The sequence below is a fragment of the Kribbella sp. NBC_00382 genome, assembly GCF_036067295.1.
Taxonomy (GTDB): domain Bacteria; phylum Actinomycetota; class Actinomycetes; order Propionibacteriales; family Kribbellaceae; genus Kribbella.
In genome coordinates, this window is the sequence record NZ_CP107954.1 from 7,766,130 (window position 1) to 7,781,876 (window position 15,747).

General features: G+C 67.2%; 14 protein-coding genes. 3 read left to right on the forward strand and 11 right to left on the reverse strand.

Annotated features, from left to right (window positions below; genetic code table 11):
* Positions 1 to 4: 4 nt before the first annotated feature.
* From OHA70_RS36435 to OHA70_RS36470, 8 genes are read right to left on the reverse strand one after another with little or no spacing between them, the layout of a single operon-like run.
* Positions 5 to 1,993: an SUMF1/EgtB/PvdO family nonheme iron enzyme gene (locus tag OHA70_RS36435; protein WP_328325805.1), complete on the reverse strand. Its 1,989-nt coding sequence runs from the start codon at positions 1,991 to 1,993 to the stop codon at positions 5 to 7.
* Positions 1,990 to 2,874 (reverse strand): ribokinase, encoded by an 885-nt coding sequence (locus OHA70_RS36440; protein ID WP_328325807.1) that lies wholly within the window; start codon positions 2,872 to 2,874, stop codon positions 1,990 to 1,992. The genes OHA70_RS36435 and OHA70_RS36440 overlap by 4 nt, the downstream gene beginning before the upstream one ends.
* Entirely contained in the window at positions 2,867 to 4,252 is a 1,386-nt protein-coding gene (locus OHA70_RS36445; RefSeq protein WP_328325809.1) for an ADP-ribosylglycohydrolase family protein, read from the reverse strand. The genes OHA70_RS36440 and OHA70_RS36445 overlap by 8 nt, the downstream gene beginning before the upstream one ends.
* Positions 4,249 to 5,385, reverse strand: a complete 1,137-nt coding sequence (locus OHA70_RS36450) for an ADP-ribosylglycohydrolase family protein (protein ID WP_328325811.1) — start codon at positions 5,383 to 5,385, stop codon at positions 4,249 to 4,251. The genes OHA70_RS36445 and OHA70_RS36450 overlap by 4 nt, the downstream gene beginning before the upstream one ends.
* Positions 5,385 to 6,662 carry an ABC transporter substrate-binding protein gene (locus OHA70_RS36455; RefSeq protein ID WP_328325813.1) on the reverse strand — a complete coding sequence of 426 codons (1,278 nt, stop codon included), beginning with the start codon at positions 6,660 to 6,662 and terminating at the stop codon, positions 5,385 to 5,387. Before OHA70_RS36455 ends, OHA70_RS36450 begins: the two co-directional genes overlap by 1 nt.
* A 21-nt stretch (positions 6,663 to 6,683) precedes the next feature.
* Positions 6,684 to 7,517, reverse strand: coding sequence for a carbohydrate ABC transporter permease (locus OHA70_RS36460; protein ID WP_164592851.1), 834 nt, complete (start codon positions 7,515 to 7,517; stop codon positions 6,684 to 6,686).
* On the reverse strand, positions 7,514 to 8,437 hold the full coding sequence (locus tag OHA70_RS36465; RefSeq protein WP_328325817.1) for a carbohydrate ABC transporter permease: 924 nt from the start codon (positions 8,435 to 8,437) through the stop codon (positions 7,514 to 7,516). The genes OHA70_RS36460 and OHA70_RS36465 overlap by 4 nt, the downstream gene beginning before the upstream one ends.
* Complete coding sequence (locus OHA70_RS36470) at positions 8,434 to 9,468, reverse strand: LacI family DNA-binding transcriptional regulator (protein ID WP_328325819.1); 1,035 nt, start codon at positions 9,466 to 9,468, stop codon at positions 8,434 to 8,436. The genes OHA70_RS36465 and OHA70_RS36470 overlap by 4 nt, the downstream gene beginning before the upstream one ends.
* A 202-nt stretch (positions 9,469 to 9,670) precedes the next feature.
* Here OHA70_RS36470 and OHA70_RS36475 point away from each other — a divergent pair, with 202 nt between their 5' ends.
* Entirely contained in the window at positions 9,671 to 10,810 is a 1,140-nt protein-coding gene (locus OHA70_RS36475) for an LLM class flavin-dependent oxidoreductase (protein ID WP_328325821.1), read from the forward strand.
* A gap of 138 nt (positions 10,811 to 10,948) precedes the next feature.
* On the opposite strand, the gene OHA70_RS36480 is transcribed toward OHA70_RS36475, so the two are convergent.
* The 3 genes from OHA70_RS36480 to OHA70_RS36490 all read right to left on the reverse strand — a co-directional run bounded on the left by OHA70_RS36480 (position 10,949) and on the right by OHA70_RS36490 (position 13,470).
* Entirely contained in the window at positions 10,949 to 12,031 is a 1,083-nt protein-coding gene (locus OHA70_RS36480) for a potassium channel family protein (RefSeq protein ID WP_442913914.1), read from the reverse strand.
* Entirely contained in the window at positions 11,997 to 12,983 is a 987-nt protein-coding gene (locus OHA70_RS36485; protein WP_328325825.1) for a GNAT family N-acetyltransferase, read from the reverse strand. The genes OHA70_RS36480 and OHA70_RS36485 overlap by 35 nt, the downstream gene beginning before the upstream one ends.
* A gap of 91 nt (positions 12,984 to 13,074) precedes the next feature.
* Entirely contained in the window at positions 13,075 to 13,470 is a 396-nt protein-coding gene (locus OHA70_RS36490; RefSeq protein WP_328325827.1) for a hypothetical protein, read from the reverse strand.
* Positions 13,471 to 13,536: 66 nt separating this feature from the next.
* Here OHA70_RS36490 and OHA70_RS36495 point away from each other — a divergent pair, with 66 nt between their 5' ends.
* Together OHA70_RS36495 and OHA70_RS36500 are read left to right on the forward strand one after the other, a co-directional pair.
* A complete protein-coding gene (locus OHA70_RS36495) occupies positions 13,537 to 14,142 on the forward strand; it encodes a hypothetical protein (protein WP_328325829.1) in 606 nt (201 codons plus the stop codon).
* Positions 14,143 to 14,603: 461 nt separating this feature from the next.
* Positions 14,604 to 15,692, forward strand: a complete 1,089-nt coding sequence (locus tag OHA70_RS36500) for a glycoside hydrolase family 5 protein (RefSeq protein WP_328325831.1) — start codon at positions 14,604 to 14,606, stop codon at positions 15,690 to 15,692.
* The last annotated feature ends 55 nt before the right edge of the window (positions 15,693 to 15,747 follow it).

The following is a 15,747-nucleotide window of genomic DNA, read 5'->3' on the forward strand; positions in this document are numbered from 1 at the left end:
AGCGTCATCCCGCGCACCGGAAACCGATGGTCTCCGAGCGATCCAGCCCGCCACCGGTGAGGACCAGCTTGAAGCTGACCTCCGGGTCCTGCGGCCCGCCGTCGGCGTACCAGTCGGAGCCCTCGGCAACGAAGTACGAGCCGCCCTTGAGGATGCAGAACCGGCTGCGGCCGTCGCGGTACTCGCTCTCGGTCAGGTTCCAGACCAGCGGCTCGGCGCGGGTGAACCGGTCCAGTCCGGCCGCGACCTGCCACTCGTCCTCGGTAGGTAACCTCCCCCCACACCACACCGCATAGGCGCGAGCGTCGGGCAGATCGACGTACGTGACCGGCTGATCCTCGGTACCGGCGACGGGCTTGCCATCGACCCAGTGCGCGAGGAACCGATTGGCCACTTTCGGCTTGTATCCGGTCGCTTTCAGGAACTCCGCGTACTCCGCATTGGTGACCTCGGCAACGGCCACAGCCACCCCGGGCAGCTCGACCGAGCGCGTCACGGTCTGGATGTCATGCAGCCGTGGAGGCAGCGGCTTCCACTCCTCCACGTACGGCGCCTGGTCGTACAGACCCGTCTCCCGCCGCCGGTGCCGAACCGTCAGAGAGCGCTCCCCGGCCGGTACCTCGACCGCATCGCCGGCAAAAGCACCAGACACCTCAGGAACGGCGACCCGGACAGCCGGCGACATCGGGAACGCAGAGTCCTTCACATGCGGCCGCGACATCGTGCCCAGCCGCCGCGCGGTCGCCCGGCACTCCTGGCCGGCCGTCGCTCCGACCCGCACGATCCCGGCCACTCCACGCCCCGGTACGACGAGGTGCACCCCGTCGTCATCCGCCGTGACGGGTACTCCCGACGTCACGTCGTACCAGTCACCCACCTGATCCTCGGACCGCAGGACGATGCCCTCGAAGTCCTCGTCGTCACGGTTGATCAGCGTCCAGAAAGTGATGTCGGCCAACTCGAAGCGCGAACCGAAGACGCCGTGCTCGCGTGCCTTGTCGGGGATCTCCGGCGTCAGCGGGATCCAGTCGCCGCCGATCAGTACCGGCGAGAACGCTCTCTGCGCCGCGACCATCCGGCGCAGCGTCGACCGGTCGCGGGCGTTCCAGCCGACCCAGGCCGAGAACACCGACTCCCAGACCAGGATGCCGACGCCGTTCACCCAGGCGGACTGCAGCTCGTCGCTGTGGTCGCGGTTCCAGCGGCGGGTGTGGTGCATCATGTGCCGGCGCTCGAACAGGTGCGCCCGCAGTACGCCGGGCGCCCGGGTGTCGGCGAACCATTGCGCCCAGGACAACGCGTGGTCGCTGATCCTTGCCAACGGCAACCGTGACTCGCCCTCGAAGGCGATCGCCGGGTTGGCCCGCTTCAGCGGCCGGGTGAACGCCGGGTCGGCCTGCTTCAAGGTGTCGAGGAAGGCGCCGTCGGCACCGAATTCGCCAACCAGGGCAGCGAATTCATCGCCATCGGGACGCGCGGCGCGACGAGTGCCGACGTCCCACGGATTGTAGTCGAAGAACACCTTCAGCCCGAGATCGTGCAACGCAGCAACCAGTTCCTTGAGGCCCGGTACGTCGCGATAGAAGTCGAACTGGTTGCGCGAGTCGATCCCGATCACCGGGTACGCGTGCCAGAGCACCACCGCGTCGTACCCGCCGAAGTCGTCGATGCCGTGCTGGACGAACTTCTCCGGCGTGAAGACACCCTCGTCGACGTCGTAGAGCTGGTCGTCCCAGAGCCAGACCAGCGCCACCGAGTACGCCGTCTGGGTCCACTCGCGACCGGGCTCCTCGTAGTGCAGGCCGCCGTCGTACGCCGTCCGGTCGTAGGCGCCCATCAGCCACTCGGCCAGCTTGCCGCGCCAGCGGGGCAGGTCGGTCGGGTCGTCGGGGGCGCCGAGGATCTTGGCGTCGTCGAGGAAGGCGAGATCGGCCCGCAGGCCGAGATCGACCCTCGCGGGCTGATCGATCGGCCTGGGCTCGAGCGGGTTCACAGGTATACCTCCGCAAGGCGCGCGTCGATTGCTTCCCCGTGAGGCACCGAGGGGATCGCCCCCGCGGTCTGAACACTCAATGAAGCAGCAACGTTAGCGCGTCGGACCGCATTCGTCAGGTCGCGGGGCGTAGTTGACTCGGCAGCCAAGGTCGCGGCGAGGACTCCGCAGAAGGTGTCCCCGGCGGCGGTGGTGTCGACGACCTCGACCGACACGCCCGGGATACGAATTTCCGCGGCATCCCGGGACAGGATCACGGCTCCCTCGGCGCCGAGCGTCACCACGGCAGCCGGTACGCGGGTGAGGAGCGCTGTGAAGTCCTTGCCGGCGATCGCCTCCGCCTCGGTCTCGTTGACCACCAGCAGGTCGACGTGGGCGAGCAGGTCGTCGGACAGCTGGGTGGCCGGCGCCGCGTTGAGGATGAAGTACGCGCTCTCCTCGGCGGCCGCCTGGACCGTGGAGAGCGGGATCTCCAGCTGGGAAAGGACGATTTTCGCATTCCTGATTCCGGACAGCGCCTCGGCGGAGAGCTTGAGGTCGGCGTTCGCGGAGGGGGCGACGACGATCGAGTTCTCGCCATCGGCGGCGACGGTGATGATCGCAGTACCGGTCGGGTTGCCGGAAGTGGAGACGAGCGAGAGGTCTACCTCAGAGCCTTCGAGAGCGGCACGGAGGAGGGCGCCGCCGTCGTCAGCCCCGAGTGAGGCGACGAACGCGGTCGAGGCGCCTGCGCGGGCCGCGGCGACTGCTTGGTTGGCGCCTTTGCCGCCCGGGCCGCGCGTCAGGTCGCTCGCCAGCAGCGTCTCGCCGGGTCGTGGGATCCGCTGGACCGCCAGCACCAGGTCCACGTTCGCGCTTCCCACTACAACAACCTCAGCCACGCCCAGCCTCCACCTTCCGTGCCGCCACCGTCTGCCCGTCCGCCTGTACTACGTCTGCCCGTACTGCGCCTGCCTGCGCTGCCACCGTCCGGGCGGCGAGCTCGCTGATCGGCACCTGGTTCATCCCGGGCAGGCTGGTCGCCAGCCGATTGTCGAGTGGTTCGGTCCACTCTGCCGGAACCCCGAGCACCGCGCCAAGCACCGCACCCACCGTCGCGCCGGCCGAATCCGTGTCCCAGCCGCCCATCACCGCGCGCCCGATCCCGGTCGCGAAGTCGGGCGCCGTGAGCGCATACGCAGTCAGTGCCGAGTTGTTCACCGAATGCACCCAGTGCAGGTGCCCGTACTCCGCGTGCAACGCGTCCAACGCATCATCCAGAGGTGTCTCAGCCAGCGCCAACCCAAATCGCACGGCCTTAGCCAACTCGCTCGCGGGGTCAACCACACCCAGCCCGGCCTCGGCGACCGCAACCGGATCATCCAGCACCATCGCCGCAGCCGACATCGCTGCCACCCAGAGCGCGCCATCCACTCCAGCACCCGTATGGCTCAACCGACCATCCGCCAACGCAAGCCGAGCCGCCGCCGTCCGATCCCCCGGCCGCACCCACCCATAAACATCAGTCCGAATCTGAGCCCCGATCCACTCCCTGAACGGATTCCTGACCACCGCGGCCCTTAACGGATCCACCCCGTCGAGCAGATTCCGGTAAGCCACCCGCTCAGCCGTAAACACCCGCCCAGCCGGCAAGTCGTTGAGCCAGGCGGCCGCCACGTCCTCGGTACTCAGCCCATCCCCATGCCGCTCCACCAGCTGCAACGCCAAAATCGCAAAGTTCAAATCATCGTCTTCAGGCATCCCATCGATGACTTCCCGAAGACTCGTCGGCTTAGACCGCCGATTCCACGGCCACCGCCCCGCCACCTCATCCGGCACCCCCACCGCGGTGATGTACTCCCGCAACGGCCACTGCCCCGAGGCCTGAAGAATCTCCCGAATCCCCTCTCGAGGAATCTTCTCGACAGGCTTCCCCAGCAGATTCCCGGCAGCCCGCCCAAGCCACGCATCCAACACCCGCCCACTCGCCGGCGTGAGGGACGAGTCATCGCTCTGCGCGCGACTCAGCAGCGGGAGCTGCGGAATCTGCGGCGCCGCCCAACCCGTGAAGCGGGCGTCCAGTTCTTCCAGCAGCTCGCGGGCGAGCGCACGCAACTCGGTGCCGGCGGGTTTGTCCGAGGCGCCTGACACCGGCGCTTCGGTGGTACCGCCGGCTGAGACCCAGCGGTTGGCGATGTCGGAGACGTCTGCGCCTTCCGACTCGGATTGGACCAGTTGATGCGGGAGGAGGTCCTCTGGTTGCACCCAGGTCAGTCTCATCGGGTTAGTCTCTCCAACGTTTGACTGCGGTCGGTGAAGCGACGCGCATCGGCTGCGTGCAGGTCCAGCGCGACCGATGCCATCACCCGTCCCGGCTCCTCGAGATCCGTCTTGCTCGCCTCCGCGATCGGCCCGGCCCACTCGGCCGGTACCCCGCCAGCCCCACTCAATGCCCCCGTGATCGCCCCCGCCATCGACGCGATCGAGTCGGCGTCGCGTCCGTAGTTGGTGCCGCCCAGCACGGCTTCCCGAACATCCCCACCCGAGACGAGGACGAAACCAAGAGCGACCGGCAATTCCTCGATCGCCTTCGTCCGGCTCGGCCGGCGCGCGTCCAGCGACTGGTTCCGGTACTCCGGTCCGACGGTGTCGAACGGCTCGACCGCTTTCCGGAGTACCGGGATCGCCGACTCCCAATCGGTCAACCCGTCAGCCGCCTCAGCCACCGCCTCGACCGCAGCCCGCGTCCCATCCTTGGCCAACGCCAACGCAGCCGCCACAGCCGACGAAGCCGTTGCCTCAGGCATCATTGCCGCCGCGACCGCAGCGGCCAACACCCCAGCAGCCTCCCGCCCGTAGCTCGACTGATGCGCTCCGGCCAGCTCGATCGCCTCCGCATAGGCCCCGGCCGGATCACCCGCATTGGCGATCCCGACCGGCGCCACATACATCGCCGCCCCACAGTTCACGATGTTCCCGACGCCGGCCTCACGCGGATCGACGTGTCCATAGTGCAGCCGCGCCACCAACCACTTCTCCGCCAGGAACACGCGCTGCAGCAGCAACGCCTCCGTCTCCAGCTCCGGAATCCAGCGCTTCTCCGTCAGCAACTTCGGCACCAGCGACTCAGCGATCGAGTACGCGTCGAGATGCGTCCGCAGCTCGTCGTACACCTCGACCAGCGCGTGCGTCATCAAGGTGTCGTCGGTGATGTGCCCGTCGCCCTTGTGGTACGGCGCGATCGGCCGCGCGTTGCGCCAATCGTCGTACCAGGGACCGACGATCCCCGTCACCCACCCGCCGTGCCGTTCCCGGATCGCCTCCGGGGTCCAGCCCTCGACGGCGCCGCCGATCGCGTCACCGACCGCCGACCCGACGAGGACTCCTACTGACTTCTCCTCGAGCACCGACATCAGCTGTTGACCTGCCCCCAGCCATCACTCAGCTTCTTGCCCAGACCGGCCAGATCGATCTTGTTCGCGAGGAACTCCTGCAGTGCCGGAGTCGCGATCTGGTCCTTCCACTTCGGGTAGTTCTCGACGCTCTGGAACGGCGCCTTGGTCAGCTCCTCGCCGCTCGCCAGCGTCTGCGTCCAGCCGTTCTTGCCGCCGGTCGCCTTCTCGATCGCGTCCCTGGCCGCCTTCGTGGTCGGGATCAGCCAGTCGCCCTGCCCCACCGTGGCCAGGTTGTCGGCCTTCATGAAGTAGTCGATGAACTGCGCGGCCTGCTTGACGTGCTTGCCCTCGGCCGGCACCGACAGCGTCTGCGGGTTCGCGGCCTGCTTCTCCGACGTGCCCTTCAGCGGCGGCAGTACCTCCCACTGGAAGCCCTTCGGCGCCTGCTCGACGATCTGCTGGGCCGCATAGTTGCCTCCGACAATCATCGCGTACTTGCCACCGAAGAAGCCCGGCAGCACGTCGGACCCGCTCTGGGTCAGCGACGTCGGGTCGATCGACTTGTCGGTGTAGGCCATCGCGTGGATCCGCTTCGGCACCTCGAGCTCGGCATCGCCGATCTTCGCCTTGGCGTCCCGCCCGGACCCCTCGAAGAAGGCGCCGTCGAAGTTCATCCCGAGGTTCAGCACGGTCGCCGTCGGGCTCTTCAGTCCCCAGCCGAGCCCGTACTTCCCCGCGCTGGTGAGCTTCTTCGCGTTGGCCTGCAGGTCGTCCCAGCTGAGCGAGTCACCCGTCGTCGCGACCCCGGCCGCCTTGAGCAACGCGGAGTTGCCGAACACGACGTACGACTGGAGCAGCGTCGGCGCGGCGACCACCTTGCCATCGACGGTAACCGTGTCCCAGACACCCTGGGAAACGGCGTCCTTCGTCTCCTGACTCAGGTACTGCGACAGGTCGGCGAGGTACCCCTGGTTCGCGAACCCGGTGATATCGGCCGACTCGTCCTGGATCACGTCCGGCGCGGTGGAACCCTGGAACTGGGTGACGAGCTGGTCGTGCACCGAGTCCCAGCTGCCCTGGACGTACTCGACCTGGATGTTCGGGTTGGCCGCGTTCCAGTCCGCGACGATCTTCTTGGTCGCGGCGACGGTGGTCTTCTGGAAGGCGAGGCTCTGGAACTTCAGCGTCACCTTCTCGGTCGACCCACTGTCACCGGATCCGGAGTCACTGCCACCGCAGGCAGCAAGCGTCACCAGAGCGCTTGCCGCCAGCAACGAGATCACTAATTTCTTCATCACATCTCCTCAGGGGACAACTCAGCCTTTTACGGCGCCGGACAGCAGGCCAGAGGTCAACCGGCGCTGCAGGAAAGCGAAGAACACGAGACTCGGCACGGTGGCCAGGACGGACGCTGCCGCGAGTGGCCCGAACTGGACCTGGCCCTCGGCCCCGACGAACCGGGCGAGCACCAGCGGCAGCGTCTTCAACTGCGGGTCCTGCAACAGGACCAGGGCGAAGAAGAACTCGTTCCACGCCGAGATGAAGGTGAACATGGCGGTCGCGATCAGCCCCGGCCGCAGCAACGGCATCACGATCGACACGATCGTGCGGACCCGGCTCGCGCCGTCGACCGACGCCGCCTCCTCCAGCTCACGCGGTACCGCGGCGACGTACCCCTGCAGCATCCACAGGGCGAACGGCATCGACCAGACCATGTAGACGATCACCACGCCGGGGATCGTGTTGGTCAGGTGCAGCGGCCGCAGGATCATGAACAGCGGGATCACGATCAGGATCACCGGGAACACCTGGCTGACCAGGATCCAGCCGTTCGTGATCGGCCGGAGCCGGCTGCGGAAACGCGCGAGAGCGTAGGCGACCGGCAGCGAGACGATCAGCACGAGCACCGTCGACGCGACCGAGATCTGCAGGCTGTTCCACATCGAGTGGACCAGGCCCTGCTCGCGCAACGCGTCGGTGTAGTTCGAGAGATCCGGGTGCTTCGGGAGAATCGACGGGGTGATGCTCGCGAACTCTCGTGGCGATTTCAGCGAACTGGAGATCAGCCAGAGCAGCGGGAAACCGAGAAAGATCAGGTAACAGATCACCGCCACGTACTGTGCCGCGCGGGCTGCCGGGCGGGTTCTCATGCCTCGCTCCTCAACCGGTTCCGGAGATAGAACGCGAGGAACACGATGATGATCACGACCATCACGTCACCCATCGCCGCGGCCATCCCGAAGTTCCCGTACCGGAACGCCTCGTTGTACGCGAACAGCATCGGCAGCATCGTCTTGCCGCCCGGGCCGCCCGCGGTGAGCACGTAGACCAGCCCGAACGAGTTGAAGTTCCAGATCATGTCCAGGCTGGTGATCGCCACGATCACCGTCCTGAGCTGCGGCAGCGTGATGTTCCAGAACTGCGACCACGCGCCCGCTCCGTCGACCGCGGCCGCCTCGTACAGAGAACGGTCGATGCCTTGCAGCCCGGCCAACAGAGTGACTGTCGTCATCGGCATGCCGACCCAGATACCGACCACGATCACGGCCGGCAGCGCGGTACTGAAGTCGCCGAGGAAGTTGATCGGGTGGTCGGTCAGGTGCAGGTTCTGCAGGATCTCGTTGACCGGGCCGTTGGTCGGGTGCAGCAGCAGTCGCCACATGATCGCCACGACCACCGGCGGCATCGCCCACGGGATCAGCGCGAGCGTCCGAGCGACGCCGCGGAAGCGCAGATTGGTGTTCAGCAGCAGAGCGAGTCCGAGCGCGGCGACGAACTGCAGGATCGTCACCGAGAGCGTCCAGATCAGGCCGATCTTGAACGAGTCCCAGAACAGCCCGTTGTGCAGCAGCTTGCCGAAGTTGCCGAGGCCGATGAAGTTGGTGTCGACGTTCAGCCCGGCACGAGCGTCGGTGAATCCCAGCGCGATCCCACGGATCAGCGGATAGACGCTCAGCAGCAGAACGGGCAGCAACGCGGGAAGGAACAGAAAGATCGCTTCTCTGTTCTGCTTCGGCCGGCCGCTCTTGGGAGTCTGCTCCGGAGCTGCGGTCAGCGTCGCGGCACTCATGGCGTCGACTTCCGCACACTGAGAGTCGGCTGGACGACGATCCGCCGCGGTGTGCGGGTGTCGTCGTCGATCCTTGCCAACAGCAACTCAGCAGCCCGGCGACCACGCTCGGCCGACCCGAGGTTCACACTCGTCAACGGCGGGAAACACTGCTCCGCCAGCTCACTGTCATCCATCCCGATCACCGCAACGTCATCCGGTACTACGAGTTGCCGCGCCGCCAGCTCATGCATGATGCCCACGGCAAGCAAATCATTGGCCGCAATCACCGCATCAAGCCGACCAACCCGCGCCGCCTCCACGCCGGAGCTGCGCACGCCACTGTCCAGCCCGGACAGCAATTCCACCCCGGCTTCCCGGCCGGCCGCGAACGTGAAGTCCGCCGCCTCCACCTCGGCCACCTGCCGCAGCCCGTTCGCCTTCATCGCATCGGCGAACCCCTTCGCCCGCGCGGTGCCGGGCACGGTGTCCACCGGACCGTTCACGAAAGCGATCCGCTTGCGCCCCTTCGCCAGGAGGTGCTCGACCGCGAGCAGCATCCCCTTCGGCGAGTTCGCGCGAACGGTATCGACCCCAGCAGAGGACGGCACGTTACCGGCGACGACCACCGGCACGTCGCACTCGCGGATCGACTTGATGAGGTCGTCGTCGACCCGCAACGGGCTGATCACCAGCCCATCGGCGTACCCACGAGCCATCCCGCGGACCAGCGCGACCTCGTCGACGACATCCGGCCCGGTCGTCGTCACCACCAGCCGGTAGCCGGCAGCAGAGACGACCTCCTCGACCGCGCGCATCATCGTCACGTAGACGGGGTTACCGACGTCGGCCACCGCGAGGGTCAGCTGGAAGGTCCGCCCGACCTTGAGCGACCGCGCCCGCGAGTCAGGCACATAGCCGAGCTCCTCGACCGCGCGCTGCACCCGCTCGACCATCTCCCCGGTCGCGGGCAGTCCGTTCAGCACCCGCGACACCGAGGCCACCGAAACTCCGGCGGCCCGCGCCACTCCCGCGATCGTCGGCCGGCTCACGCAGTCTCCTGTAATCGTTCTTGTAATCGTTTACAGCAGCGACTCTAGGACCCCGTTCAAGCCCTCGTCAACACCGGACCACCAGTCACCTGGTCTGCACTCCGCGCAACCACCGCCGCCCGCCATCCGAGACGCGACCGGCCGTCTTCGCTATGTCAACTAATCTCATCGACTTAAGCGCCTATCGCCCAGGAGCAGCCCGATGACCCTGACCTTTCACTGGTTCCTGCCGACGTCCGGCGACTCGCGCAACATCACCGGCGGCGGGCACGGCGCCGAGGTGGTGCATCGGGATCGGCGGGTGACCACCCGGTACCTGCGCCAGATCGTCACCGCGGCCGAGGAGCTCGGTTTTGAGGGCGCCCTGACGCCGACCGGGCTGTGGTGCGACGACGCCTGGCTCTCGACGGCTTCGTTGCTCGATTCAACGGATCGACTGAAGTTCCTGGTCGCGTTCCGGCCGGGGTTGATGTCGCCGACGCTGGCCGCGCAGATGGCGACCACCTTCCAGAACCAGTCGGGCGGACGGCTGCTACTCAACGTGGTGACCGGTGGAGAACCGGCCGAGCAGAAGGCGTTCGGCGACTTCCTGAGCAAGGACGAGCGGTACCGGCGTACGGACGAATTCCTGGCTATCGTGCGGAGGCTGTGGGAGCACGGCGATCCGTTCGACTTCCGGGGCGAGCACCTGCGGGTCGAGCAGGCCAGGTTGGTATCGGTGCCTGACCCGGTGCCGCAGATCTACTTCGGTGGCTCGTCGGCCGCAGCCGGTCCGGTGGCGGCAGCCCACAGCGACGTGTACCTGACCTGGGGCGAACCGCCCGCTGCCGTCGCCGAGAAGATCGGCTGGATCCGCAAGCTGGCCGCCGAAGCCGGCCGGACCGTGCGCTTCGGCATCCGGTTGCATGTCATCACGCGAGACACCTCCGAGGACGCCTGGCGGGAAGCGCGCCGCCTGCTCGCAGCACTGCCACCCGAGACGATCGCCAAGGTCCAAGCGGGTCTACACAAGAGCGAGTCCGAGGGGCAGAAGCGCATGCTGTCGCTCCACGGTGGCTCTGCCGAGGATCTGGAGATCTACCCGAATTTGTGGGCCGGCGTCGGCCTCGCCCGCGGTGGCGCCGGCACCGCCCTGGTCGGCAGCCACGAAGAGGTTGCCGACCGCATCAAGGAGTACGCCGACCTCGGCATCGATGAGTTCATCCTGTCGGGCTATCCCCACCTCGAAGAGGCCTACTGGTTCGGCGAGTCAGTACTCCCCCGCCTAGAACGCGACGCCCTCTGGACCCGACCCGGCGGACACCTCCAGCCAGCGGACACCGCAGTCCCCTTCGCCATCTAGTGGCAAGCCCACATCTGGCGGGCTCGGACACCTAACGGCGACCTCGGACAAGGTATCACTTGTTCAAGGTCGCCGTTAGGTGTTCAAGGTCGCCGTGAGGTGTGCGAGCCCAGCAGTTGTGGGCTTGGACAGGAAGGTTTATTCGTCCTGGTCGTCGGCGCCGGGGCGCTCGGCCCAGGGGGTCTCCTTGGCCGGGCGGACGACGATGAGCTTGTCGCCGGCGGCCAGGACCGAGACGGACGAGTCGTAGTAGCGGTGGACCTTGCCGTCGCGGACGACCGAGACCACGCGGTCCGGTACCGACGACGGCGCCTTGCCGACCTCGCGGCCGAGGACCGGGCGCTCGGCGACCTCGAGGCCCTCGCCGTAGGTCAGCAGGTCCTCCATCACCTCACCCAGGTTCGGGCTGACGGCGGACAGACCGAGCAGACGCCCGACTGCCTCCGATGAGGTGACGACGGCGTCCGCGCCGCTCTGCCGCAGCAAGGGAACGTTGTCCTCCTCGCGGACCGCGACGACGATGTGCGCGTTCGGATTGAGCTGCCGGACCGCCAGCGTGACGAGCACGGCCGAGTCGTCACGATCGGTGGTGACGATCACCTCGCGAGCCGTCATCACCTCGGCGCGGCGCAGTACGGTCCGGTTGGTGGCGTCGCCGTGGAAGGCGGCCATCTGATCGTTGCCCGCGTCACCGATCGCCTGCGCGCGCGGGTCGATCACCACGATGTCGGTGCGCTTGACCCCGTTGCTGAGCAGGGTCTGCACGGCCGAGCGGCCCTTGGTGCCGTAGCCGACGACAACTACATGGTCCTTCATGCGCCTCCTCCATCGCGAGTCGCGCATGATGCGGCGACCTTCGTTCGCCAGGACTTCCAGCGTTGTGCCGACCAGCACGACCAGGAACGCGATCCGCAGCGGCGTGACGATGAAGGCGTTCACCAGCCGGGCGGTCGGCGTCACCGGAGTGATGTCGCCGTACCCGGTCGTGGTGAGCGTCACGGTCGCGTAGTAGATGCTGTCGATGAAACCGACGCTGCCGTCGTACGTGTCCTTGTAGCCGCCCCGGTCGACCAGCACAATGCAGACCATCAGCACCAGCAGACCGAGTGCGATCACCAGCCGCCTGGACAGCTCCACCACCGGCGAGCGCGTGCTCGCGGGCAGGTTGACGAGAAGGCCGTGGGGGTTACGACCGGGCAGGGATGGCACGCGTCTGACGATAGGGCACCGACGGCCGATCCACCGCATGCGACAGGCTCTGGTCGGACAGTGCGACGGTCACCATCAGATGACCGCTATCCTGCACGACCCTGGTCCGCATCCGCAGGCCTTCGACGGTCCGCAGCATCGCGACGTTGTCCGGCTGCACCATGCAGACCACTCGATCAGCACCGAGGTCCCGGGCCTCCCGGATCACTCTCCGCAGCAGCTGCGACCCCAGGCCGTGCCGCTGCCAGCCATCCTCGACCAGTACGGCGATCTCCATCGCCGCACCGCTCATCTCGTCCCAGGGAGCAGCAGTAGCCATCCCGACGACGGCCTCACCGGCTGCGGCGACGATGGAGATCCCACCGGCGGGCGCCGACAGGTGACGCGCAGTACGGGCGGTGAGCTTAGGCATGGGGACGTGGTACCGCCGGGTGCGACTCTCGTACGAACACCGGTCATGCATGGCGACTACTGCCTCGGCATCGTCGACAGTGGCTTTGCGCATCTCCGGTACTGCGCTACCTGGCCGAGGCGGCTCTGGTACCGGGCCGACCTCACGCTCAGCCAGTCGGCCGGCAATCTCGACCAGTACGTCGGCACGGGCCCACTCGGCAGGCGTGTACTCGTCAAACCCCTGCAGGCTCTCCAGTTCCTCGTCCACGGAGAGCGGGTCGTCGATGAGCCGCAGTACTGCGCGCAGGTACCGGGTGGGGCCGTCGTGGAGGACATCCGCCTGGCACGGGCGGACCGTAGTACCGGAGCAGCCGGCTTCGGCGACCAGCGCGGTGAGGTCCGCAGCGGTCCAGCCGACGCCGGTGGAGACGACAAGCTCGTCGACAGCGCCCGACTCGGCGGTGAAGACCTCCAGGCTCAAGATGTTGATCTCGTCCGCACCACAGCGTGCGGCGAGCTCGGCCAGCGCACCGGGCCGGTCAGCGAGTTCGGTCCTGATCTTCCAGAGCATGAGTGACGCCCTCCCTCGTGGACACGTCCCTCCACTGTGCGCGGGAGGTGTTGCCACGCAGGGTCCTGAATGTTACAAGCAGGTCAACCCTCTACCGGCGGGGCCGCTTGAGCTTGGGCAGCCGGTCGGTCAGCTTCGGCTTGCTCGCCGCCAGCGCGAGAGCGTTCTCCCGCCGATCCAGGTCCGCATGCAGCAGTAACTCCGGGTACGTGGCCTGCGGGACCGGTGGGTAGGTGGTGACGATCGCATCCCCGCTGAACACGAAGAACACGGCCTGCCCGTCCTTGATCACCTTCAACAGCGATCCGTCCCGCACGGTCAGCGCATGCTCGATCGCCTTCTTCCGCGCAGTCCGCTTGGCCATCGCCGCCTGCAGCGCCTGCTGCGCCGGTTCCCGCCCATGCTTGACCGCCTCGAACGCCATCGGCCCGTACCGCACGCCGTACTTGACAACATTCTTGGCCAACTTGCCTTTTCCACCCGCCATACTCCGACTGTACTGACTGCGCCGGGTCGGCATGCGGAGTTGGGGGCGGTCAGGCACGATGGGCGGGTGACCGTTCCTACGCCGCGCCGGCCGATTCTGCCGGGTGCCAAGTTGTTCGAGTCGTTGCCTGGTGCGCACGACCCGGCCGCGGTGGCCGAGGTGGCGCACCGGACCGCCGAGTTGCTCGTGCGGGGTGCGCGGTCGAGTGAGGACGCCGAGGTGATTGCGCGCGTGGTCAAGCTCGCCGACGACTACGGGCTCGACGAGCTCGCCGATCTCTGGTCGGACTCCCCGGCCGACTCGCTGCCCGGCACGCTCTGGCGGCTGTACCTGCTGCGCTCCTGGGTGCACGGTGCGGCGGAGGAGGTTTCCCGCGAGTACGCCACCGGCCGGAAGTACGCCGAAGTACACGCGGTGGTGGCCGGCGTCGCCGATCCGCCCGGCCCGACCGAGGTCCGGGACATGGTCGACGCCGTACTACGAGGTGTCGCGACCGGCGATTTCTCCATCACTCTCGACCGCGCCGCCGCCTTCGCGCGCATCGTCGCCACCGGCCGGGCACACCTCGCGGACGACACGCATGACCAAGTACGGTCCGCGTCCAAACTCGTCGAACTGGCCGACCAGTTGCAGGTTGCGGCGCGTACCGAGCGGGCCGGGAACCTCTGGTAATTCGCCGTCAGTTCGAGTGCGGTACTTGCATCGGTAGCGGCAACCTGTTATAAGGCAACAAATGCCTGAGAACTCAACAGGACAAGGGATTTGCGGCCCGGTTATACTGATGAAGGTGTCGGGCCGCGGTAGCCCCGGGTCCCAAAATTAGCCGCTTCGAGCGGCCTCGCGCCGTGAGGCGCTTCCCGGTCCGGCACCCACAAATTCCATCGATCCGGTCAGCATTCTGCGCTGACCGGATTTTTTGCGTCGTTATCTTTCCGTGATCTCGAGCGTTAACTTTTCCGGCCGGTCCACGCCTGCCGGACCAGCGGACTACGCAAGTTCCATCCAAGCGCTGGTTTCAAGCCGGAGCCGCTAGGTTGCAGCCTGGTAACGGCCACTGGTAGGCATGTCTTCGCGGAGGTGGGGCCGTGTCCGAAGCAGTTCAATCTGGGGACCAGAACAAGGAGAGTTTCCCAGTGCGGAAAGCCCTGGCCGCCTTGGCGTTCGTTGCCCTGATCGCATTACTCACCGTTGTACTCCGACCATCGGGCGTGACCTTGCCGCCCGCCGACGCGAAGGCCCAGCTCACCGTCAAGGTGGCCGGCAACCAACTCGTCGACCAGACCGGCGCCAAGCTGCAGTTGCGCGGCGTCAACCACTCCGGCGCCCAGTACGCCTGCGCCGAAGGCTGGGGGCTCTTCGACGCTCCTGCCACCGACGCGACCATCACGGCCATGAAGTCGTGGGGCGTCAACGCAGTACGAGTGCCCCTGAACGAGACCTGCTGGCTGGGCAGTACCCAGCTCAAGGCCGGCATGCGCGGCTCGACGTACCGGAACGCCGTCGCGGCCTGGGTCGACAAGCTGACCACCGCCGGCATGCGGGTGATCGTCGACGCGCACTGGACGCAGACCAGCGCGAAGATGGCGACCGACCAGCGGGTGATGCCGACGCGCCTCTACTCGGCGATGTACTGGCGGTCGGTGGCCGTCACGTTCAAGAACAACCCCGCGGTCATGTTCGACCTGTTCAACGAGCCCTACCCGGACAACAACCGCGACACCACGGCTGCCTGGAAGTGCGTCCGCGACGGCGGCACCTGTCCCGGCGTCAACTTCGTCACGGCGGGCATGCAGGAGCTCGTTCTGATCGTCCGGGCCACCGGAGCCAAGAACGTCATTCTGGTGCCAGGACCCGAGTACGCCGGATCGCTGCGCCGCTGGCTGGAGTTCAAGCCGGTCGATCCCGCCAACCAGCTGGCCGCGTCGGTGCACATCTACGGGCAGCCGCTCGGATCGCCCTACGACGACCCGAAGCGCTGGCCCGAGATCGACAAGGTCGCCGCCAAGGTACCGGTCGTGATCGGCGAGATGGGCGACACCGACTGCACGCACAAGTTCAGCGACCAGCTGACCAAGTGGGCGGACGCACGCAAGATGTCGTACCTGGCCTGGGGCTGGGTGGTCGGTGACTGCGCCGACGAGCCGTCCCTGCTGAAGGACTACAACGGCACTCCCTCGGGCTGGGGCGCCGGCTTCAAGGCGACCCTGCAGAAGAAGCGCTAGAACCCAGCACCCCTCGGCCGGATCTCGGGGTCCGGCCGGGGGAAACCCCCTGTCG

What these genes read in the sequence shown, in the direction of transcription:
- OHA70_RS36455 (WP_328325813.1), bottom strand. Translation starts at nt 6,662, where the DNA reads ATGAAGAAATTAGTGATCTCGTTGCTGGCGGCAAGCGCTCTGGTGACG.
- OHA70_RS36475 (WP_328325821.1), top strand. Translation starts at nt 9,671, where the DNA reads ATGACCCTGACCTTTCACTGGTTCCTGCCGACGTCCGGCGACTCGCGC.
- OHA70_RS36485 (WP_328325825.1), bottom strand. Translation starts at nt 12,983, where the DNA reads ATGCTCTGGAAGATCAGGACCGAACTCGCTGACCGGCCCGGTGCGCTG.
- OHA70_RS36490 (WP_328325827.1), bottom strand. Translation starts at nt 13,470, where the DNA reads ATGGCGGGTGGAAAAGGCAAGTTGGCCAAGAATGTTGTCAAGTACGGC.
- OHA70_RS36450 (WP_328325811.1), bottom strand. Translation starts at nt 5,385, where the DNA reads ATGTCGGTGCTCGAGGAGAAGTCAGTAGGAGTCCTCGTCGGGTCGGCG.
- OHA70_RS36465 (WP_328325817.1), bottom strand. Translation starts at nt 8,437, where the DNA reads ATGAGTGCCGCGACGCTGACCGCAGCTCCGGAGCAGACTCCCAAGAGC.
- OHA70_RS36460 (WP_164592851.1), bottom strand. Translation starts at nt 7,517, where the DNA reads ATGAGAACCCGCCCGGCAGCCCGCGCGGCACAGTACGTGGCGGTGATC.
- OHA70_RS36445 (WP_328325809.1), bottom strand. Translation starts at nt 4,252, where the DNA reads ATGAGACTGACCTGGGTGCAACCAGAGGACCTCCTCCCGCATCAACTG.